The 22,096-nt window shown below is 65.5% G+C and carries 16 protein-coding genes; 9 read left to right on the top strand and 7 right to left on the bottom strand.

Translation table 11 applies throughout. The features are described 5' to 3' along the window. Positions 1-118: 118 nt before the first annotated feature. The 4 genes from def to smc all read right to left on the bottom strand — a co-directional run bounded on the left by def (position 119) and on the right by smc (position 7,623). Positions 119-652 (bottom strand): peptide deformylase, encoded by a 534-nt coding sequence (def, locus tag AB4Y31_RS06280; RefSeq protein ID WP_368673149.1) that lies wholly within the window; start codon positions 650-652, stop codon positions 119-121. Next, positions 649-2,697 carry an NAD-dependent DNA ligase LigA gene (gene ligA / locus AB4Y31_RS06275; RefSeq protein ID WP_368673148.1) on the bottom strand — a complete coding sequence of 683 codons (2,049 nt, stop codon included), beginning with the start codon at positions 2,695-2,697 and terminating at the stop codon, positions 649-651. Before ligA ends, def begins: the two co-directional genes overlap by 4 nt. A gap of 80 nt (positions 2,698-2,777) precedes the next feature. Beyond that, the gene (locus AB4Y31_RS06270) at positions 2,778-4,016 is read right to left on the bottom strand and encodes a cell division protein ZipA C-terminal FtsZ-binding domain-containing protein (RefSeq protein ID WP_368673147.1); all 1,239 of its coding nucleotides are present in this window, start codon (positions 4,014-4,016) and stop codon (positions 2,778-2,780) included. An 88-nt stretch (positions 4,017-4,104) separates the two neighbouring features. Then, the gene (gene smc, locus AB4Y31_RS06265) at positions 4,105-7,623 is read right to left on the bottom strand and encodes a chromosome segregation protein SMC (RefSeq protein WP_368673465.1); all 3,519 of its coding nucleotides are present in this window, start codon (positions 7,621-7,623) and stop codon (positions 4,105-4,107) included. Between the two features lie 199 nt (positions 7,624-7,822). Here smc and dapC point away from each other — a divergent pair, with 199 nt between their 5' ends. The 6 genes from dapC to cls all read left to right on the top strand — a co-directional run bounded on the left by dapC (position 7,823) and on the right by cls (position 14,045). Next, positions 7,823-9,022, top strand: a complete 1,200-nt coding sequence (dapC, locus tag AB4Y31_RS06260; RefSeq protein WP_368673464.1) for a succinyldiaminopimelate transaminase — start codon at positions 7,823-7,825, stop codon at positions 9,020-9,022. An 81-nt stretch (positions 9,023-9,103) separates the two neighbouring features. Then, complete coding sequence (gene dapD, locus AB4Y31_RS06255) at positions 9,104-9,931, top strand: 2,3,4,5-tetrahydropyridine-2,6-dicarboxylate N-succinyltransferase (protein WP_018444187.1); 828 nt, start codon at positions 9,104-9,106, stop codon at positions 9,929-9,931. Continuing rightward, positions 9,931-10,296: an ArsC family reductase gene (locus tag AB4Y31_RS06250; RefSeq protein ID WP_368673146.1), complete on the top strand. Its 366-nt coding sequence runs from the start codon at positions 9,931-9,933 to the stop codon at positions 10,294-10,296. The genes dapD and AB4Y31_RS06250 overlap by 1 nt, the downstream gene beginning before the upstream one ends. A gap of 79 nt (positions 10,297-10,375) precedes the next feature. After that, a complete protein-coding gene (dapE, locus tag AB4Y31_RS06245) occupies positions 10,376-11,515 on the top strand; it encodes a succinyl-diaminopimelate desuccinylase (RefSeq protein ID WP_368673145.1) in 1,140 nt (379 codons plus the stop codon). A 43-nt stretch (positions 11,516-11,558) separates the two neighbouring features. Then, the gene (prmB, locus tag AB4Y31_RS06240; protein WP_368673463.1) at positions 11,559-12,443 is read left to right on the top strand and encodes a 50S ribosomal protein L3 N(5)-glutamine methyltransferase; all 885 of its coding nucleotides are present in this window, start codon (positions 11,559-11,561) and stop codon (positions 12,441-12,443) included. Positions 12,444-12,587: 144 nt separating this feature from the next. Next, complete coding sequence (cls, locus tag AB4Y31_RS06235; protein ID WP_368673144.1) at positions 12,588-14,045, top strand: cardiolipin synthase; 1,458 nt, start codon at positions 12,588-12,590, stop codon at positions 14,043-14,045. A gap of 131 nt (positions 14,046-14,176) precedes the next feature. Here the strand turns inward: cls and AB4Y31_RS06230 are convergent, their stop codons facing one another. Beyond that, on the bottom strand, positions 14,177-14,656 hold the full coding sequence (locus AB4Y31_RS06230; RefSeq protein ID WP_368673143.1) for a glutathione peroxidase: 480 nt from the start codon (positions 14,654-14,656) through the stop codon (positions 14,177-14,179). A gap of 220 nt (positions 14,657-14,876) precedes the next feature. Here AB4Y31_RS06230 and AB4Y31_RS06225 point away from each other — a divergent pair, with 220 nt between their 5' ends. Together AB4Y31_RS06225 and AB4Y31_RS06220 are read left to right on the top strand one after the other, a co-directional pair. Next, on the top strand, positions 14,877-16,847 hold the full coding sequence (locus tag AB4Y31_RS06225; protein WP_368673142.1) for an ATP-binding cassette domain-containing protein: 1,971 nt from the start codon (positions 14,877-14,879) through the stop codon (positions 16,845-16,847). A 10-nt stretch (positions 16,848-16,857) separates the two neighbouring features. Further along, positions 16,858-17,916: a CaiB/BaiF CoA transferase family protein gene (locus tag AB4Y31_RS06220; RefSeq protein ID WP_368673141.1), complete on the top strand. Its 1,059-nt coding sequence runs from the start codon at positions 16,858-16,860 to the stop codon at positions 17,914-17,916. A 131-nt stretch (positions 17,917-18,047) separates the two neighbouring features. Here AB4Y31_RS06220 and radA read toward each other — a convergent pair whose 3' ends face one another. Beyond that, positions 18,048-19,424 (bottom strand): DNA repair protein RadA, encoded by a 1,377-nt coding sequence (radA, locus tag AB4Y31_RS06215; protein WP_026230322.1) that lies wholly within the window; start codon positions 19,422-19,424, stop codon positions 18,048-18,050. Positions 19,425-19,476: 52 nt separating this feature from the next. Beyond that, a complete protein-coding gene (alr, locus tag AB4Y31_RS06210; RefSeq protein ID WP_368673140.1) occupies positions 19,477-20,547 on the bottom strand; it encodes an alanine racemase in 1,071 nt (356 codons plus the stop codon). A 220-nt stretch (positions 20,548-20,767) separates the two neighbouring features. On the opposite strand from alr, the gene lplT reads away from it, so the two are divergent. After that, on the top strand, positions 20,768-22,075 hold the full coding sequence (lplT, locus tag AB4Y31_RS06205) for a lysophospholipid transporter LplT (RefSeq protein WP_018444176.1): 1,308 nt from the start codon (positions 20,768-20,770) through the stop codon (positions 22,073-22,075). Positions 22,076-22,096 lie beyond the last annotated feature (21 nt).

Here is a 22,096-nt window from a genome sequence, read left to right as displayed (position 1 = left end):
GCGCTCGAGCGTACCCGGCGCTCGACCGCCACCCGGGTGCTCTAAACCTGGCGCAGCCAAGCGCTGCTGCCTCATATGCGATGCAGCAGCCACGGCCGCCCGGCACCTGCGCTGTACGTCAATCGTCGCTGTTCGGGTCGAGGCCGGGAAACAGCACCTCGGTATAACCGAACTTCGAGAAATCCGTAATCCGCATCGGATAAAGCTTGCCGATCAGATGATCGCACTCGTGCTGCACGACGCGCGCATGAAATCCTTCCGCAACGCGATCGATCGGCTGACCGTGCTGATCGAAGCCGTGATAGCGGATCATCGAAAACCGGCTGACGACGCCGCGCATCCCGGGCACCGACAAGCACCCTTCCCAACCCTCTTCCATGTCCTGCGAGACAGGTGTCACCGTCGGATTGATGAGGACCGTCTCCGGCACCGCCGGTGCCTCCGGATACCGTTCGTTGTGCCCGAAGCCGAAGATGACGACCTGGAGATCGACGCCGATCTGCGGCGCCGCAAGCCCCGCGCCGTTTACCGCGTGCATCGTCTCGAACATATCGGCGATGAGCTCGTGCAGCTCCGGCGTATCGAAATGGTCGACGGGTTGGGCGATGCGCAAAAGGCGCTCATCGCCCATCTTGAGGATTTCTCGTATCATGAATTGTCGCCCTCCAGGAGCTTGCGCATACCGTCTTCGTCGAGTACGGGGATGCCGAGTTCCTCGGCCTTCGCCAGCTTACTGCCGGCCTCTGTGCCCGCCACCACGTAATCGGTCTTTTTCGACACTGAGCCGGCCACCTTCGCGCCGGCCGCCTCCAGCATTTCCTTGGCCTCTTCGCGCGACAGCGATGGCAAAGTGCCGGTCAGCACGACCGTCTTGCCGGCCAGCACACCCTGCGGCGCGCGCGGCGCGGGTGGCCCCTCCGGCCACGTCACCTTACCCGGCGCCCGCAATTGCTCGATCACCGTGCGGTTGTGTTCCTCGGCAAAGAACTGATGTATCGCCTCGGCGACGACTGGCCCGACGTCCTTGACCTCGAGCAATTCGTCGAGCGACGCATTCATCAGCGGATCGAGCGAGCCGAAATGGCGAGCGAGGTCCTTGGCAGTCGATTCACCGACATGGCGGATGCCGAGCGCGTATATGAAGCGCGTGAGCGTCGTCTTCTTCGCCTTTTCGAGTGAATCAAGCAGATTTTGCGCCGACTTCTCCGCGAACCGGTCGAGCTCCGCCAATGTCGAGAAACCGAGATTGAACAGATCCGCGGGCGTGCGCACGAGATTTTGCTCGACGAGCTGATCGATGATTTTCTCGCCGAGCCCGTCGATATCGAGCGCTCGCCGCTGCGCGAAATGCCAGAGCGCCTGCTTGCGCTGGGCAGGGCAAAAGAGGCCGCCCGTGCAGCGCGCGACGGCCTCGTCGGGCAGCCGCTCGATGCGCGAGCCGCAAACGGGGCAGTTCGTCGGCATGACGAATTCGCGCGCATTCTCGGGCCGGCGCTCGAGCACGACCGATACGAGCTCCGGGATCACGTCGCCCGCGCGCCGCACGATCACCGTGTCGCCGATCCGCGCGTCCTTGCGGCGCACTTCGTCCTCGTTGTGCAACGTGGCATTGGTGACCGTCACACCGCCGACGAACACAGGACTGAGCCGCGCCACTGGTGTGATCGCGCCCGTGCGGCCGACGTTTACGTAGATATCGACGAGCTCCGTCATCGCTTCTTCGGCGGGAAACTTGTGCGCAAGCGCAAAGCGTGGCGCGCGCGAGACGAAGCCGAGCTTGTCCTGCTCGTCGCGCCGATTGACCTTGTACACGACGCCGTCGATGTCATACGGGAGCGACTTGCGCTTTTCGCCGATGCGCCGGAAGAATTCGAGCAGCCCTTGCACGCCTTTGACGACGGCCTGCTCCGCGCACACAGGAAGGCCCAGCTCGCCATACCATTCAAGCAGCCCGCTATGCGTATCGGGCATCTCGATGCCTTCGAGCTCGCCGATTCCATATGAAAAGAACGACAGCGGCCGCTGCGCCGTCATTCTCGGATCGAGCTGGCGCAAACTGCCGGCCGCGGCGTTGCGCGGATTCGCGAACTCGCGCTGCCCCGCCTCGCGCTGACGCTCGTTCATCCGCTCGAAGTCGCGTCTGAACATCAGCACTTCACCGCGCACTTCGACCACGCGCGGCACGTTTGCGCCTTTCAGCTTCAATGGGATCGCGCGGATCGTTCGAACGTTTTGCGTCACATCCTCGCCCGTTGCGCCATCGCCGCGCGTCGCGGCCCGCACGAGGCGGCCGTCCTCGTAGCGCAGCGCGATCGCGAGGCCGTCGAACTTGAGTTCGCACGCATATTCGATCGGCGCGTGCCCGAGCGCCTCGGCGCTGCGGCGGTCGAATGCGATGATGTCGTCGTCAGAGAAGCCATTGTTGAGCGAGAGCATCGGCACGGTGTGCACGACGGGCAAGAACCCGCTCGCTGCCTGGCCGCCGACGCGCTGCGTCGGCGATTCAGGCGTGATCAGATCGGGATGCTCGCTCTCGATGCGCTGCAGTTCGAGGAACATTCGATCGTATTCGGCATCGGGAATCTCCGGCTGATCGAGCACGTAATACGCATGGTTCGCGCGTTCGATCTCGGCGCGCAGCCACGCTGCGCGCTCGGCCGGCTTGTCTGCGGGCGGTTCAACGGTGTTCAGGGCCATGCTGTCGGCGTTCGCCTTCGCTTTTCAGGTGATCCCGCATTATCGCAGGCAAGCCCGGGCTTGCGTTCACCGGGGCAGGATCATTGGCTGAATAGCCGACGCGTTGCCGCCGAGCCGGCCGGAATGCCGGCCTCCTCAAGCTTCGCATAGAGCGTCATGAGCTGCTTCTCGATCGCGAGCAATGCCGCTTCGGGCAGCGGCCGCCGCTGATCGTCGACGACGCGTCCCCCGATGCGCTCGGCGAGCGACTTCGCGTAATCGCACATGAGCCGGAACGGCAAGATGTCTTCGTCGGCGACGGGCACGTCGAGAATCAGCGTGATCGTCTGCCCGCCCTTGTAGGTGAGGTCGTCGCGCAGAAAATTCGTATCGCCGAACTGCAGCATGAAGACGGGGCTTTGCTTCGCATCGAGCTTCACGAAGCGCGTGCCGTCGCGTGAGAGCAGCAAGCCGTCTTGAGAAGCGACGGCCTGCACGTAGTTCGCCGACCATGGCGCGCCGTCGGAAAGCACGTTGATCGAGAGCTGCGCATCGCACTGCGCCGAGAATGCATCGAGCTCGCGCGCCATCGAGACCGTCTCGAGCATGTCGGGAAACTCCGGCCCGCCATCTACCGCGTCGGCAAACTGCTGCACGCCCGAGACGAATTCGGAAAACTCGAGCTCGTTGAGCGCGCCGGACCGATTCGCGAGCTGCACGGCCGCCCGCAGCTCTTCATAGCGATGCCCGCTTTGCAGCAGCTCCCAGCCGGCCCCGCCTTCGGGCTTGCCTTCGATATAGACGGGCTTGCTGCCCGCACGCCGCAGCCTTTGCGCAAACGGCATCGCCTTGTCGCCCGCAATGGGTCCGCCGAGGCGAATCGGCACGACGCAGTCGATGCGCCGATCGACGACGTGCGGCGGCGCGGCCGAGATCGTCGTCGCGGCCGGAGCAATCGGCTCCTCGGGCTTCGCGGCGCCACTCTCGTCGATCGAGGGCTCCGCTTCGTCCAGATAGCCGTTCGGTATCGTACTGTCGGCTTGAATGTCGGCCGGTGTGTCGAGCGGCGCGGCGCCGCCGAAGCTCGGCTCGATGCGCCCGCTCGCCCCTTGGCGCGGGGCCTCCCCGACATCCGGCTCGCGCCGCGCGGTCGGACGCGCGGGCTCGATGAACGGCCGCTCTTCCTCGTGATCGTGGCGCGTATGCGGATCGACAGTATCGGGCGGCATTGGTCTCGGCATCCGGCGACGGACCTTCGCCGCAGCCCACGCGTTGTACACGACCACGCCCCCTACCACCACGGCACCCGCGCCGATCAATCCGAGTGTCAACTCGTCCATGCACGCTCCATCAAGCATTCTTCTGTGGGCCGCCGGCCCGGGCCGGCGCATCGCGCCAATGCGCGCCGCCTCGGCGGACCGTTCAATGTCAAGCCGTATTCTGGGCGAAACCCGCGGCCGTTTCCATGTCGACGGCAACGATACGCGAGACGCCTTGCTCCTGCATCGTCACGCCGATAAGCTGCTGCGCCATTTCCATTGCGATCTTGTTGTGCGAGATGAAGAGGAACTGTGTTTTGTCCGACATCGCCCGAACGAGGTTCGCGAACCGCTCGGTGTTGGCGTCGTCGAGCGGGGCGTCGACTTCGTCGAGCAGACAGAATGGCGCCGGATTCAACTGGAACATCGCGAAGACGAGCGCGGTCGCGGTCAGCGCTTTTTCGCCGCCCGACAGCAAATGAATCGTGGAGTTCTTTTTGCCGGGCGGCTGCGCCATCACCTGCACGCCCGCATCGAGAATTTCGTCGCCCGTCATGATCAGCTTCGCCTGGCCGCCGCCAAAAAGGCGCGGGAACAGCTCGCCGAAATGCCGGTTGACCTCATCGAACGTACCCTGCAGCAATGTGCGCGTTTCCTGATCGATCTTGCGAATCGCGTCCTCGAGCGTCTCGATGGCGCGCGTGAGATCGGCCGATTGCGCATCGAGGAACGTCTTGCGCTCGCTCGCCGCGGCCAGCTCCTCGAGCGCCGCCATGTTGACGGGGCCGAGTGCGTTGATCGCATTGTTGATGCGCGTCACCTCGCCCTGCAGGTAGGACGGCTTCATGTCCGGCGTCAGCTTCTGCTGCAATTGCGCTTCGTCGACGCCGGCCTCGCTCAACTGCTCGACGAACTGCTCCCCGGAGATTCGCGCGGCCTGCTCCTTCAATTGAAGCTCGGTGATCCGGTCGCGCAGCGGCTGCAGCGACCGCTCGGCCGTGAGCCGCAGCTCGTCCGCCTGGCGCAGCTTCGCCGTCAGGTCGTCGAGCTCCATGCGCGCCGCGCCGAGCGAGGCTTCCTTCGCCGCCCGAACCTCGAGCGCATCTTGCAGGCCCGTGTGCGCGGTCTGCTCGTTGATTGTCTCCAACTCGGCCCGCGCATCGTCGAGGGAAGCGGCAACCCGCTCGCTCTGATCGTGCGCGACCTGGATGTTCCGCTTCAGCTCCTCGATCCGCGTCGCCACGTTGCGCGCGGCGAAGCGCGCGTCGGTCGCCGCGCGCTCGAGATCGCGCGCCTGCGTGCGCGCCGCGCCGAGCTCCTCGTCGAGCGCCTCGAACGACAGCTGATTTTCTTCGAAGCGCGCCTGCAGTTCGGCGAGCTCGCCGTCGTGGCGCTCGAAATTGCCCTCCGATTCGGCTCGCTGCGCACGCTGCTCCTCGATCTGCGCCTTGATTTCCTCGAGCTCTTCGCGAATCTGCGTGCTGCGCTGCGTGTAGCGCTCGTGGGCCTGCGCGAGCTTCAGCACCTCCAACTGCAGCGCATGGACGCGCTGTGTCGCGCGCTCGGCGTGCGCGCGTTCATCCGCGAGCGTTTGCGAAGCCTGCGTATAGGCGGCCTCGGCGCGAATCGCCGCGGTTTTCGCCTCGTCGGCCAAGAGCGTCTGCGCGCGAAGCTGGCGCGTGAGATTCTCGATTTCCTGCTGGCGCGCGAGCATGCCGGCCTGCTCCGAATCGGCCGCATAGAGCTGAACGCCGACGCGCGTGACGATATGCCCCGCCTTGACGACGAGCGCGGCGCCCTCGGGCAACTGCGAGCGCATCGCGAGCGCTTGCGGCAGATCGTCGGCGATATAGACCGTGCCGAGCCAATCCGAAAGCACGGCGCGCAAGCCCGCATCGTCGATGCGTACGAGCGAGAGCAGCGTCGTGAGCCCGGCCGGCGTTTCGCGCGGCGTCGCCGCGGACGGCGGCGCGTAGAAAGCCAGCTTGGCGGGCGGCGCATCGCTTGCGAACGCCTTCACCCAGTCGAGGTTCGAGATCTCGAGCGCGGCCAACCGCTCGCGCAGGACCGACTCGAGCGCCGTTTCCCAGCCCGCCTCGATATGAAGCTTCTTCCATAGCCGCGGCAGGCTGCCGAGCTCGTGCTTGTCGAGCCAAGGCTGGATCTTGCCCTCGGTCTGCACATTCTCCTGAAGCTGCTTGAGCGCGACGAGACGCGCCTCGAGCTGGTGAATCTGGGCGCTCTCGGACTGCACGCGCTCCTGGGCCGCGCGGCGCTCGGCGTCGTGCACCGGCAGCGCTTCCTGCGCGTCGGCGAGCCGCGCTTGAGCCTCGCTCAGAATCTCTTCGTGCTCAGCGAGCTGGATTCGCTGCTCTTCGAGCTGGGCCTCGTCGGGCGCGTCGAGGCCGCTCGCCTCCGTCTGAAGGCGCTCCTGGCGCTGCTGCAGCTGCTGCAGCTGCTGATCGGCATTGCGCTGGTGAGCGGCCTCGAGCTTGAGCGCCTGCTCCGTCTGCGCGATCGCGGCGCGCTCGTCGTTGAGTTGCCCCTGCGCATCGCGCCAGCGCGCCTCGAGCGCCGGCAGCGCGTCGTGCTTGGCGGCGGCCTCCTCTTCGGCGATCGCGGCTTTTTCTTCCGCGATGGCAAGCTGCGCCTCGGTATCCTCGAGATCGCCGCGCGCTTTTTCGGCCTGCATCTGCCACTGCTCGCGCTGCGCCGTCAGCGCGGCGATCTGCGCCTGGACGCGGTTGCGCGATTCGATGATGAACTTGATCTCGGCCTCGAGCCGGCTCACTTCGGCGTTGGCCTCGTAGAGCGCGCCTTGCGCGCCCTGCATTGCGTCGCTGGCCGCGTAGTGCGCGACACGCAGCGTTTCGAGCTCCGCCTCGACCTCGCGCAGCTTGGCCGTCTGCGCTTCGAGATCGATCTGCGCCTCGGAAATGGCGCGCTGCTGGCGGGCCTGCTCGGCGGCCGCCTCGTTCTTGCGCAGCAGCCAGAGCAGGCGCTGCTTCTCCTCGCCCTCGGCCTGCAGCTCCTTGAACTTCGTCGCCACCACGGCCTGCGCTTCGAGCTTCTCGAGATTCGTGCCGAGCTCGCGCACGATATCCTCGACGCGCGTCAGGTTCTCGCGCGTGTCGTGCAGGCGGTTCTCCGTTTCACGCCGGCGTTCCTTGTACTTCGACACGCCCGCGGCCTCTTCGAGAAACACGCGCAGCTCTTCGGGCTTCGCCTCGATGATGCGCGCGATCATGCCCTGGCCGATGATGGCGTAGGCGCGCGGCCCGAGGCCCGTCCCGAGGAAGATGTCCTGAATGTCGCGCCGGCGCGCCGGCAGGTTGTTGATGTAGTAGCTCGACGTGCCGTCTCGCGTCAGCACGCGCTTGACCGCGATCTCGGCGTACTGGCCCCATTGGCCCGCCGCGCGGCCGTCCGAATTGTCGAACACGAGCTCGACGCTCGCCCGGCTGCCGGGCTTGCGCGCCGTCGATCCGTTGAAGATCACGTCTTGCATCGATTCGCCGCGCAGCTCGGACGCGCGCGATTCGCCGAGCACCCAGCGGACGGCATCGATGATGTTCGACTTACCGCAGCCGTTGGGCCCGACGACCCCGACCAGCTGGCCGGGTACCTGAAAATGCGTGGGATCGACGAAGGACTTGAAGCCAGCGAGTTTGATCGAGGTGAGACGCACGGCGATTTCGCTGTTTTTGAATAAGATCGGCAATCATACCATCGGGTCCGGCGCCGTCGAGTCGCCCCGCGGGGCTATAATTGCCGCCTTCCGACGATTCGTGATTTTTTGGCGCGCCCCGCGCCGGCACCCGTGCGTTTCGACGCGCCGGCCGGCATCGCGCATCCCGTTCCGCACCGCCGAGCTCAACGTGAACGCACTGAACCCTCGCCTCGATCTGCTTCAGCCCTATCCGTTCGAAAAGCTGCGCGTGCTGCTGAAAGAGGCGACGCCGCCCGCCAACTTGCCGCACATCAGTTTCGGCATCGGGGAGCCGAAGCATGCCACGCCGACGCTGATCCGCGAGGCGATCGTCGCTTCGCTCGATGCACTCTCGAGCTACCCGGCCACCGCCGGCTCTGGCGCGCTGCGCGAGGCCATCGCGCGCTGGACGACGAAGCGCTACGGCTTGCCCGCGCTCGATCCGGCCACCGACGTGCTGCCGGTCTCGGGCTCGCGCGAAGCGCTTTTCGCGCTCGCGCAGACCGTCGTCGACGGGACGCGCGAAGGCGCGGTCGTGCTCTGCCCGAACCCGTTCTATCAGATCTACGAAGGCGCGGCGCTTCTTGCCGGCGCTGAAGCCCACTTCGCGAACAGCGACCCCGCGCGCAACTTCGCCTGCGACTACGGCGCCGTGCCCGACGAGGTCTGGGCGCGCACGCAGCTCCTCTACGTCTGCTCGCCGGGCAACCCGACGGGGGCCGTGCTGACGCTCGACGACTGGCGCGAACTCTTCGCACTCTCCGACCGCCACGGATTCGTGATCGCATCGGACGAATGCTATTCGGAAATCTATTTCGACGAGGCAACGCCGCCGCTCGGCGGCCTCGAGGCGGCGCACCGGCTCGGCCGCGGCTTCGAGCGGCTCGTCATGCTCTCGAGCCTGTCGAAGCGCTCGAACGTGCCGGGCATGCGGTCCGGCTTCGTGGCCGGCGATGCGGCGCTGATCAAGAAGTTCCTGCTCTACCGCACTTACCATGGCGCCGCGCTCTCGACGGTCTACCAGGCGGCCAGCATTGCGGCATGGAACGACGAAACGCACGTACGCGAGAACCGCGCGAAGTATGTCCAGAAATTTTCGACCGTCACGCCGATGCTGTCGGAGGTGCTCGACGTGAGGATGCCCGATGCGGCGTTCTACCTATGGGCCAACGTAGCGCGCACGGGCCTCTCGGACACCGAGTTCGCCCGGCGTCTCTACGCCGACTATAATGTGACCGTTTTGCCGGGGTCGTATCTTGCACGAACCGCTCACGGCACGAACCCGGGCCGCGATTTCGTCCGCATTGCGCTCGTCGCCGATGTGACCGAATGCGTCGAAGGCGCACGCCGCATCGTCGATTTCTGCCGCGCGCTGTGACTCTCGCGCGGGCACGCGTGAAGCGCGCATCCGTCGCGCTCGCGCTCGATCCACCGATATCCAATCCGCCAGACCACGAACATGTCGCAACAACTACAGCAGATCATCGATAACGCCTGGGAAAACCGCGCCGAGCTCTCGCCCAAGGCGGCGCCGGCCGAGGTGCGCGATGCGGTCGAGCACGCGCTCGAGCAGCTCGACAAAGGCGCCCTGCGCGTCGCCGAAAAGAAGGACGGCCAATGGGTCGTCAATCAATGGCTCAAAAAGGCCGTGCTGCTGTCGTTCCGACTCGAAGACAACGTGCCGCTGCCCGCCGGCGGCTACTCGCAGTTCTACGACAAAGTCCCGTCCAAATTCGCGAATTACACCGCCGAGGACTTCGCGGCCGGCGGCTTTCGCGTCGTCCCGCCCGCCATTGCGAGGCGCGGCTCGTTCATCGCGAAAAACGTCGTGCTGATGCCGTCGTATACGAACATCGGCGCCTACGTCGACGAGGGCACGATGGTCGATACGTGGGCGACGGTCGGCTCGTGCGCGCAGATCGGCAAGAACGTTCACCTCTCGGGCGGCGTCGGCATCGGCGGCGTGCTCGAGCCGCTGCAAGCGAATCCCGTCATCATCGAGGACAACTGCTTCATCGGTGCGCGCTCGGAGGTCGTCGAGGGCGTCATCGTCGGCGAGAACTCCGTCATTTCGATGGGCGTCTACCTCGGCCAGAGCACGAAGATCTACGATCGCGAAACCGGTCAAGTCAGCTACGGCTACGTGCCGCCGGGCTCGGTCGTGGTGGCCGGCAACCTGCCGTCCAAGGACGGCACGCACAGCCTCTATTGCGCCGTGATCGTCAAGAAGGTCGATGCGAAGACGCGCGCGAAAGTCGGACTCAACGAGTTGTTGCGAGGCGACTGATGGCGGCGAAAGGGCGAACGATCGTCTACGGCATTCCGAACTGCGACACCGTCAAGAAGGCCCGCACGTGGCTCGAAGCGCGCGGCGTCCCGTTCGAATTCCACGATTTCAAAAAAGCCGGCCTCAGCGCTGCGCTCGTGAAGTCGTGGCTTGCCGACGTGTCGATGGAATCGCTGCTGAACCGCCGCGGCACCACGTGGCGCGGTCTGCCCGACGAAGCAAAGGCCGCCGCCGAGACCCTCGACGGTGCGATCGCGCTCATGGTCGAGAAGCCGTCGATCGTCAAGCGGCCCGTGGTGGTCGTCGACGGACGCGTCAAGTCGCTCGGCTTCTCCGCGGACGAATACGCATCGCTCTTCGGCTGACCGGTCGGCGCGGCGGTCTCGCGCCCGCCCGCCGCCCGCAGGCGGTCCGGCCAACTTTTATTGAAACGGGTTCGCATTCATGTCCGGCACCCTTGCCCTCACCGAAGAACTGATCGCGCGCGCCTCGGTGACGCCCGACGATCAGCATTGCCAGCAGCTTCTGATCGAGCGGCTCGAAGCGATCGGCTTCGAGTGCGAGACGATCGCCTCGCACGGCGTCACGAATCTCTGGGCGGTCAAGCGCGGCGCCGACGGGACGAGCGGCAAGCTGCTCGCGTTCGCGGGCCATACCGATGTCGTGCCGACGGGGCCGCTCGAGCAGTGGAAATCGCCGCCCTTCACGCCTACGCGGCGCGACGGCAAGCTCTATGGACGCGGAGCCGCCGACATGAAGGCGTCGATCGCGGGCTTCGTCATCGCGAGCGAGGAATTCGTCGCCGCGCATCCCGGCCATCGCGGCTCGATCGCCTTTCTCATCACGAGCGACGAGGAAGGCCCCGCCACAGACGGCACCGTCAAGGTCGTCGAGGCGCTGCAGGCGCGCGGTGAAAGGCTCGACTACTGCATTGTCGGGGAGCCGACCTCGGACGCGACGCTCGGCGACATCATCAAGAACGGCCGCCGCGGCTCCATGTCGGGCAAGCTTACCGTCAAGGGATTGCAAGGCCATATCGCCTACCCGCATCTGGCAAAGAACCCGATTCACCTGCTCGCGCCGGCCCTGGCCGAGCTCGTCGACGAACATTGGGATGCCGGCAACGAGTACTTTCCGCCGACGACCTGGCAGGTCTCGAACCTGCACAGCGGAACCGGCGCGTCCAACGTCATTCCGGGTCGCGCCGAGCTGATCTTCAACTTCCGGTTCTCGACGGCGAGCACCGTCGAGGGCTTGCAGCGGCGCGTGCATGCGATCCTCGACAAGCACGGCCTCGACTACGAGCTCGAATGGACCGTGAGCGGCCTGCCGTTTCTTACCCCCCGCGGCCAGCTTTCGGACGCGCTCTCGCGCGCGATCGCCGACGAAACCGGCGTCACGGCGGCGCTTTCGACGACGGGCGGCACATCCGACGGCCGTTTCATCGCGCGCATATGCCAGCAGGTGGTCGAGTTCGGGCCGCCGAACGGCAGCATCCACAAGATCGACGAGCATATCGAGCTCGCCTTCGTCGAGCCGCTGAAGAACATCTACCGGCGCGTGCTCGAAGCGCTGATTGCATAGCGCCGAGCGCGCAACCGAGGAGCCGCTGACGATGACGACGCCCATGACCCCGTTCACCACCGTGCGCGATCTGCTGCGCTACGCCGTGTCGCGTTTTACCGCCGCGCAGCTCGCCTTCGGCCACGGCACGGCGAATGCCTATGACGAAGCCGCCTATCTGATCCTGCATACGCTGCATCTGCCGCTCGATACGCTCGATCCGTTTCTCGACGCGCGGCTACTGGACAGTGAAATCGCGGATGTGCTGAAGGTCATCGAGCGGCGCGCGACGGAGCGCGTGCCGGCGGCCTACCTCACGAACGAGGCATGGATGCACGGGCGGCGCTTTTATGTCGACGAGCGCGTGATCGTGCCGCGCTCGTTCATCGGCGAGCTGCTCGAGGATGGGCTGCAGCCGTACGTTGCCGATCCCGACGAAGTCGCCGCCGTGCTCGAGCTGTGCACGGGTTCGGGGTGCCTCGCGATCCTGGCCGCCGAGGCATTTCCGAATGCCGACGTCGATGCGGTCGATGTTTCGCCGCAAGCAATCGAAGTGGCGCGTATCAACGTCGCCGACTACGGGCTCGACGACCGCGTCGCCCTTTTCGAGGGCGATCTGTTCGCCCCGCTGCCCGAGCGGCGCTACAACGTCATTCTCGCGAATCCGCCCTACGTGAACCGTTCGTCGATGGAGACGTTGCCGGCCGAATATCGGCACGAGCCCGAGCTCGCGCTCGCCGGCGGCGAAGACGGCATGGACGTCGTCCGCCGGATCGTGGGAGCGGCACGCTCGTGGCTGGAGGACGACGGCGTGCTCGTCGTCGAGATCGGCAACGAGCGCCATAACGTGGAGGCAGCGTTCGGCGGGCTCGATCTCGTCTGGTTGCCGACGAGCGCGGGCGAAGACAGCGTGTTTCTGATCCAGGCGAGCGATCTGCCCGAGCTTTGATCGACCGCCCTTGCGGCGCTCATGCGCGCTTTCCGTCGCGCGCACGCGGAAGATCCGCCCCTCATTGGACGGCGTTCGGTAAGATGCGAACCGGCGGCGCTTCGAGCGTCGCCGGGTAGACCGAACCGGCAGTCTCGCGCACGCATGCAATTCGAATTCAACTGGCTCTCGCTTGGCACGCTCATCTTCGTCTCGCATACGCTTGGCGTCATCGCGGCCATCCATGCCATCCTCAATACGCGTACATCGCAAGGCGCCGTCGCGTGGGCCGTCTCGCTCGTCGCGATGCCGTACCTTACGCTGATCCCCTATCTTTTTCTCGGCCGCAGCAAGTTCGCCGGCTATGTCGATGCGCGCCGCCTCGAAAACGAATTGCTGCGCACGCGCGCGCATCCGAGCGCCTGGGACACGCACGCGTCATCCGCGGGCCGCCCCGCCGACGCGCTCGGCCACCATGTCGTGCGCGCGCTGACGGGTCTCTCGGGGATGCCGTTTTTGCCCGGCAACGCGGTGCGCACGCTCGTCAACGGCGATGCGACCTTCGGCGCGATCCTCGACGCGATCGAGAACGCGCGCCGTTATGTGCTCGTGCAGTTCTTCATCGTGCGCGACGATCCGCTCGGCACGATGGTGAAGGATCTGCTGATCGCCAAAGCCCGCGAAGGGGTGCGCGTCTGCTTCCTTTACGACAGCATCGGCTCCTTCGATCTTCCGCAACGGTATGTGGCCGAGCTGCTGGCCGGCGGCGTCGAAATCCATCCGTTCGCGACCAACCGGCGCTTCGTCAATCGATTCCAGCTCAACTTCCGCAACCACCGCAAGATCGTCGTCGTCGACGGCGAGCGCGCCTTCGTCGGCGGTCATAACATCGGCGTCGAGTACCTGGGCGGAAATCCACGGCTTTCGCCGTGGCGCGACACGCACATCGACATGCGCGGTCCCGTCGTGGCGAGCGTGCAGTTCGTCTTTCTCGAGGACTGGCACTGGGCGACGCAGCGGCTGCCGCGGCTCGAGCCGTCGCAGGCCGAAGAGCCGCAGCCGCAGCATGGGCACGACATGCACTGCCTCGTGGTCGCGCCGAGTCCGGCGGACAAAGGCGAGACGGGTTCGCTGTTCTTCGTCGAGGCGATTCACGCGGCACGCGAGCGAATCTGGATTACGACGCCCTACCTGATCCCGGATGAGGCCGTATTCGCGGCACTGCGCCTTGCGGTCATGCGCGGCGTGGACGTGCGGATTCTCATTCCGAGCCGGCGCGATCACTACGTGGTTTTCGAGGCATCGAAGCTTTATGCCTACGACCTCATTCGGGCGGGCGTGCGGATTTTTCGGTACCGCCCCGGCTTCCTGCATCAAAAGGTCGTACTGATCGATAACGTGGCCGCGGCGGTCGGCAGCGCCAACCTCGACAATCGATCGTTTCGCCTCAACTTCGAGATCATGGTCTTGACGATCGATCATGAATTCGCCGCTGAAGTCGAAGCGATGCTGGCCGAGGACTTTGCACTCGCTTACGAGGTCGATCGCAGCGAATATCGGGAAGCGCCTGCGCTAAGACGCGTCACGATGCACGTCGCGCGGCTTTTTTCGCCGATTTTGTAACCGACGTCGGCGGCTCTGTCGGCCAAAAAATCGAGGCTCACGCGCCGCCGGCCACTTGTATTAGCGCGAATTGACGTTGCAACGATTCGGAAAACCGGATCCCGCTGCCAGCGGCGTTTCGACCAGTGCTTTCAGAGCAGCGCCTCGATATCGGGCACCAGCGCTTCAGGCTTCACCTTCGGCCCGTAACGCCTGACAACGTTACCGTTGCGATCGACGAGAAACTTCGTGAAGTTCCATTTGATTGACTTCGTCCAAAGCAGGCCGCGAGCTTCCTTCGTCAAATAGCGATAAAGCGGGTGCGCGTTTGCCCCCTTTACGTCGACCTTCTCGAACATCGGAAAAGTGACGCCGAAGTTTTTTTCGCAAAAAGTCGCGATCTGCGCGGCATCGCCGGGTTCCTGCTTGCCGAACTGATTGCACGGGAAGCCCAGCAACTCGAGGCCACGCGCCGCGTACTTTTCGTAGAGCTGCTGCAGCCCCGCGTACTGCGGCGTGAAACCGCACTCGCTCGCTGTATTGACGATCACGAGCACCTTACCGCGATAGCGATCGAGGCTGATCGTTTCGCCGCCGAGCGTGCGTGCCGAAAATGTGTAGACCGGACTCATGCGCATCTCCCTCCATGAATCGCGAAGTCTACGCGAAACGTAAGCGCGACAACGACCGGATTCCTCTCAAACGCATTCAGTCGTGCTTACCGGCGCACCGTCGCTTCGGCACTGCATCGGCCCGCCGCCATCGAAAGGCGCGATCTGCCGCCGCATCTCCGGCGCGGGGTCGCCCGAGCCGTCTAAAATAGCGGTTTTCGCTCCAGCCGCCCCGTCCGCCGTGATCCGCTTCAGCCAGTTCAGTCTATCGCGCGGCGTCAAGCCGCTCTTCGACGCCACCACATTCACGCTGAACCCCGGCGAAAAGGCCGGGTTAGTCGGTGCAAACGGGGCCGGCAAGTCGACGCTCTTCGCCGTCTTGCGCGGCGAGCTGCATCCCGACGCCGGCGATTTCTCTCTGCCGCCCTCCTGGCGCATCGCGCATGTAGCTCAGGAGACGCCTGCCGTCGAGAGGACCGCGCTCGACTACACGCTCGACGGCGACGCGGCGCTGCGCGAGATCGAAGCTCGAATGGCCGCGGCCGAGGCCGCGCATGACGGCGAGGCGCTCGCCCATGCGCATGCGGCCTTCGCCGATGCGGACGGCTACACGGCACCGTCGCGCGCCGAAGCGCTGCTGCTCGGGCTCGGCTTTACGCTCGCGCAAACGCGCGAGCCGGTCGCGAGCTTCTCGGGCGGCTGGCGCATGCGGCTCAACCTCGCGCAGGCGCTGATGTGCCGCTCCGATCTGCTGCTGCTCGACGAACCGACGAACCACCTCGATCTCGATGCGATCGTCTGGCTCGAAGACTGGCTCCATCGCTACGCCGGCACGCTAGTCATCATTTCGCACGATCGCGAGTTCCTCGATTCTGTCTGCAATGTCACGCTGCACCTCGATAACCGGCAGGTGAAGCGCTACGGCGGCAACTACTCGCAGTTCGAAAACCTGCGCGCGCAGCAGCTCACGTTGCAGCAGAGCGCCTACGAGAAACAGCAGAAGACGATCGAGCATCTCGAGAGCTTCATCAATCGCTTCAAAGCCAAGGCGACAAAGGCGAAACAGGCGCAAAGCCGGATGAAGGCGCTCGAGAAGATGGAGCGCATCGCGCCGGCGCACGTCGCGTCGCCGTTCACGTTCGAGTTCCGCGAGCCCGATGCGGCGCCGAACCCGATGCTCGTCATGGAGGACGTTCGCTGCGGCTACCGTTCGGACGACGGCAGCGAGATCGCGATCCTCGACGGTATCTCGCTGTCGATACAAAACGGTCAGCGTATCGGCCTGCTCGGCGCGAACGGCCAAGGCAAGTCGACGCTCGTCAAAACGCTGGCCGATACGCTGCCGCCGCTTGCGGGCTCGATGCGTCAAGGCCGCGGGCTCGCGATCGGCTACTTCGCTCAACATCAGCTCGAAACGCTGCGGCCGGACGACTCGCCGCTCGCGCACCTCGCCCGGATCGCGCCCGACGCGCGCGAGCAGGAGCTGCGCGACTATCTCGGCGGCTTCAATTTCCCCGGCGAGATGGCGAGCTCGTCGATCGCGCCGTTCTCGGGCGGTGAAAAAGCGCGGCTCGCGCTTGCGCTCATCATCTGGCAGAAGCCGAATCTGCTGCTGCTCGACGAGCCGACGAACCATCTCGACCTCGAAACGCGGCATGCGCTGACGATGGCGCTCGCGCAGTTCGAGGGCACGCTGATTCTGGTTTCGCACGATAGGCACCTGCTGCGGGCCTGCACGGATCAGTTCATGCTCGTCGCCAACCATCGGCTGCAACCGTTCGATGGCGATCTGGACGACTACCGCGACTGGCTGTTGCAGCACGCGGCGCAGGTACGCGAGGCGGCGAGGGCCGCGGGAACGGCCGACGCGGCAAAGACGGGAAGCCTGGGCGCCGGAGCCGGCAACGGCGCGACGGAGGGGGCGGCGAACCGCAAAGACCTGCGGCGCCAGGAAGCCGAAGCCCGGCAAAAGCTTGCGCAGCTCAGAAAGCCGCTGCAAACGCGGATTGCCAAGATCGAGAAAGAAATGGAAGCATTGAACGCGGAAAAGGCGACGCTGGACGCATTCGTTGCCGATCCCGCGAGCTACGAGCCCGCGACGAAAGCGAAGCTGACGGATACGATCAGACGGCAAGCGGACGTCCAGGCGCGGCTCGAAACGCTCGAAGCCGCTTGGCTCGAAGCGCAGGAGGAACTCGAACAAATCGGTTAGGAGGTGTTCGTTGACGACGCACAGTCCGCTGCGAGGTCTTCGCGTACTCGATCTCACCCGCCTGTTGCCGGGACCGGTCGCCACACTGCGGCTGGCCGAGCTCGGCGCCGACGTGCTCAAGATCGAGGAGCCCGGTGCCGGCGACGGCGCACGCGCCATGATGCAAAGTGCTGCCGACCGGGCCGCCGGCCGGCCAAGCGCGTTCTACCGGATCGTCAATCGCGGCAAGCGCGAGACGCGGCTCGACCTCAAGAGCGAAACGGGCCGCACGGTGCTGCGTGCGCTCGTGCGCGAATCGCACGTGCTCGTCGAGAGTTTTCGTCCGGGCGTGATGGCGCGTCTCGGGCTCGACTATGCGAGCCTCGCGCAGATCAATCCGAAGCTCGTCTACTGCGCGATCACGGGCTACGGCGCGCACGGACCGCTCGCGCATCGGCCCGGCCATGACATCAACTACCTCGGGTACGCGGGCGTGCTCGATCAGATTCGGGCAGCCGACGGCACCCTCGTCCTTCCCAATATCCAGATCGCCGATTTGCTCGGCGGCGCCGCCACGGCCGTCACGCAAATTCTCGCGGCACTCTGGCAGGTCGCCCAGGGCGGCAACGGCGCATTCCTCGACGTATCGATGACGCATGCGATTCGCGACAACAACGTCGTGGCGCATGCGGCGCTGGAGACGAGGGATGCGGCCGCGGACGCGCAAGGCACGGCCGATGCGCTCGCCGGCAGCCGCGGGCTCCTCGACGGCGGCGTGCCCTGCTACAACGTCTACCGCACGGCGGACGGCCGCTGGCTCGCGGTCGGCGCGCTCGAGCTCAAGTTCTGGGAAAAGCTGTGCCGGGCGCTCGGCCGCGAAGACTGGGCAAGCCGCCACTGGAGTCTCGGGCAAGCCATCGGCGGCCCCGATGCGACGGCGCTCACGCGCGAGCTCGCCGCGCGCATTGCCGCGCAACCGCTCGCAAGCTGGCTCGAGCTGCTGGAGCCGCTCGATTGCTGCGTCTCGCCGGTCCTCACGGTCGAGGAGGCGCGCCGCCACCTGCTGTTTCGCAACGACGGCCCGGCGTAAGCGCAAGCCGAAAGCCGAAAGCCGATAGCCGAAAGCCGCCTCGGCCGCCGCGACTCGGGATAAGCTCCGTCAGCCTAGCCAGGGCACCTGCGAAGGGGCCATGCTGATGCACGCCCCTTCGCCGCCGCGCCCTATTCCAGCTCCTTCACGCGGTCGATCGCCTCTTCGATGCGCTCGACGGCGAGCACCTGCAAGCCGTCGACGGCCTGCTTCGGCGCATTGGCCTTCGGGATCAACGCCGCGGTAAAGCCGAGCTTCGCCGCTTCCTTGAGCCGCTCCTGGCCACGCGGCGAAGGCCGGATTTCTCCGGCGAGCCCGACTTCGCCGAAGACGATGAGCCCCTTGCCGAGCGGCTTGTTGCGCATCGACGAATGGATAGCGAGCAAGACGGCGAGATCGGCGGCCGGCTCGGCGATCTTGACACCGCCGACCGCGTTGAGAAACACGTCCTGATCGAAACAGGCGATGCCCGCATGACGATGCAGCACCGCGAGCAGCATGGCGAGCCGGTTCTGCTCGAGCCCGACTGCAAGACGCCGCGGATTCGGCACATGGGCCGTATCGACGAGCGCCTGAATCTCGACGAGCAGCGGCCGGGACCCTTCCTGGGTGACGAGCACGCACGAGCCCGGCACATGCTGGCCATGCTGGGAGAGAAACAGCGCGGACGGATTGGCGACGCCGCGCAAGCCGCGCTCGGTCATGGCGAACACGCCGAGCTCGTTGACGGCGCCGAAGCGGTTCTTGAACGCGCGCACGAGGCGGAAAGACGAGTGCGTATCGCCTTCGAAATAGAGCACGGTATCGACGATATGCTCGAGCACGCGCGGCCCGGCGAGGTTGCCCTCCTTCGTCACGTGCCCGACCATGACGATCGTCGTACCCGACTGCTTCGCGATGCGCGTCAATTGCGCCGCGCACTCGCGCACCTGAGCGACCGAGCCCGGCGCCGAAGTCAGCGCCTCGGAGTAAACCGTCTGAATCGAATCGATCACGGCCACGTCGGGACGCTCGGCCTCGATCGCGGCCTGGATCTTCTCGAGCTGGATCTCGGCGAGCAGCTTCAGCTCAGCGGCCTTCGAGCCGGATTCGAGCAACGTGAGCCGCTGCGCACGCAAGCCGATCTGCGCGGCCGATTCCTCGCCGCTGATATAAAGCGCGCGACGGCTTTCGGCGACCGCGGCGAGCGATTGCAGCAAAAGCGTCGACTTGCCGATACCCGGATCGCCGCCGATCAGTACGACGCCGCCCGCGACGAATCCGCCGCCGAGGACGCGATCGAATTCGCCGATGCCGGTCGAGAAGCGCGGCACGTCCGCCGCTTCGATCTCGGCGAGACGCTGCACGGGGGCGCTTTTCGCGAGCGACTGGAAGCGATGCCCGCCCGCCGCGGGGGCGACTGCCTCGACGAGCGTATTCCACGCCCCGCAGGCTGGGCACTGCCCTTGCCACTTGGGAGCCTGCCCCCCGCATTCGGAACAGGTAAAAGTCGTTTTCTGCTTTGCCACGCGCCGCCTTGATCTTTCTTGTCGGTTCTTTTTCCGGAGAGAGCCGGGCGGTTTATTCGGCGCGCACGGGCACACGCTGCGCCACGGCGCACATGAGCTCGTAGCCGATCGTGCCGCAAGCGCGAGCGACGTCGTCGATCGATAGCTGCGCGCCCCACAGCTCGACGCGCGAGCCGACGTTCGCCGTCGGGCATGGCGTCAGGTCGACCGTGATCATGTCCATCGATACCCGGCCCACGACGCGCGTGCGCACACCATCGACGAAGATCGGCGTACCTTCGGGCGCGCAGCGCGGATAACCGTCCGCATACCCGCAGGCGACCACGCCGATGCGCATTGGCCCCGCCGCGGCGAAGGTCGACCCGTAGCCGACCCTTTGCCCGGCCGCGAGCGTCTGCACCGCGATGAGTTCGGAGGCGAGCGTCATCGCCGGCTGCAGGCCCAGCCCCTCGATCGCGCTGGAGACGCCCGACGGCGACCCGCCATAAAGGATGATGCCGGGCCGAACCCAGTCGAAGTGCGACTGCGGGTGCCAGAGCGTCGCCGCGGAGTTCGCGAGACTGCGCGCGCCCGCTATCCCTTCGGCGCCGCGCGCGAAAGCCGCCATCTGTTCGCTGATGCCGCGCTCGCTGTCGGCGTCCGAGAAATGGGTCATCAACACGATCTGGCCGACGCCGGGGCAGGCGCGCGCGCGCTCCCACGCTGCGCGGAACTTTTCGGGCGTATACCCGAGCCGATTCATGCCCGTGTTCATCTTGAGCTGGATGTTGAGGGGCTTCGAAAGCCGGGCCATTTCGAGCATGCGCAGCTGCTCGTCGCAGTGCACCGTCGTCGTGAGGCTATAGCGATCGATGACGTCGATGTCGGTCGGTCGAAAAAAACCTTCGAGCAGAAGAATCGGCCCGGCCCAGCCAAGCTCTCGCAGCTTGACCGCCTCTTCGAGATCGAGCAGACCGAAGCCGTCTGTCGCGCGCAGACCGGGGAATGCGCGGGCGAGCCCGTGGCCGTATGCATTGGCCTTGACGACGGCCCACACTTTCGAGCGCGGCGCATGGCGGCGCGCGACGGCAAGATTGTTGGCTAAGGCGGCGGTATGAACGGTGGCGAGAAGCGGGCGCGGCATAGGTGTTTTCGTCTGAATAGGGAACGAAGAACGCTCGTGGCGCTCTTTTCGTGCATATAAACCGGCCAAAAAGCGTCGTCTTCCCGACGCGCCGGCAGTCCGAAGGCACCTATTTTCGTGATATAAAGCCGTGCGCACAACCCATTTCGAACGGCATAGGTCCCAACGCGTCTCTCGCGCGGCCGGGCGGACGACCGCAGCGAGGACACACACGCATCAGATGAAAAAAGGTTTTTATTCCATCATGGCCGCGCAGTTCTTCTCGTCGCTGGCCGATAGCGCCCTTCTGATCGCCGCCATTGCACTGCTCAAAGACCTTCACGCCCCGAACTGGATGACACCGCTGCTCAAGCTGTTCTTCGTCCTTTCGTACGTCGTGCTGGCCGCCTTCGTCGGCGCGTTCGCCGATTCGCGCCCGAAAGGCCGCGTCATGTTCGTGACGAACACGATCAAGATCGGCGGTTGCCTCTTCATGCTGTTCGGCGCGCATCCGCTCATCGCCTACGGCATCGTCGGCTTCGGCGCCGCCGCCTACTCGCCCGCCAAGTACGGCATTCTCACGGAGCTGCTGCCGCCCGAGCGACTCGTCGCCGCGAACGGCTGGATCGAGGGAACGACCGTCGCCTCCATCATCCTCGGCACCGTGCTCGGCGGCGCGCTGATCAGCCCGCACATCGCGAGTCATATCCTGCGGCACCATCTGCCCGTCATCGCCACGGCCGCCGAGGCGGCCATGGTCGTAATCGTCGGCATCTACATCGTCGCGGCGATATTCAACCTGCGCATTCCCGATACGGGCGCCCGCTATCCGAAACAGCAGCACGGGCCGATCCGGCTCGTGACCGATTTCGCGGATTGTTTCCTGACGCTCTGGCGCGACAAGCTCGGGCAGATTTCGCTTGCCGTCACGACGCTCTTCTGGGGCGCCGGCGCCACGCTGCAATTCATCGTGCTCAAATGGGCCGAGGTCTCGCTCGGCATGTCGCTTTCCGAGGGCGCAATCCTGCAGGCGATCGTCGCCGTGGGCGTGGCGGTCGGGGCCATGATGGCCGCCGCCAAAGTGCCGCTCAAGAAATCGCTGAGCGTCTTGCCCGTCGGCATTCTCATGGGCATCGCCGTCATGGTGATGGCGTTTTATACGCGCAATCTCGTTCCCCCGAACTGGGGCCTCTACTTCGGGCATATGCGCGTGCCCGGTTATCTCATCATCGCTTACGTGTTTCTCATGTTCGTCGGCGCGCTCTCGGGCTTCTTCGTCGTGCCGATGAATGCGCTGCTGCAGCACAGGGGCCACGTCCTGCTCTCCGCGGGCCATTCGATCGCCGTGCAGAACTTCAACGAGAATCTTTCGGTGCTCGTCATGCTCTGCCTCTATGCGGTGCTCGTCTGGCTCGACGTCCCCGTTGCCATCGTGATCGTGCTGTTCGGCACGTTCGTCTGCCTGACGATGTGGATGGTCATGCGCCGGCATCAGGCCAATCAGCGCGCGTTCGACGCCGTCGCATTGATCGGCGAGGTCAAGCACTGACGGGCGGCGACTGGTGTCCCG

The sequence above is a fragment of the Trinickia sp. EG282A genome (assembly GCF_040965455.1).
In the GTDB taxonomy this organism is placed as follows: domain Bacteria; phylum Pseudomonadota; class Gammaproteobacteria; order Burkholderiales; family Burkholderiaceae; genus Trinickia; species Trinickia symbiotica.
Note: the sequence above shows the minus strand (reverse complement) of the source record. Positions and strands in the feature narration are given on the sequence as shown.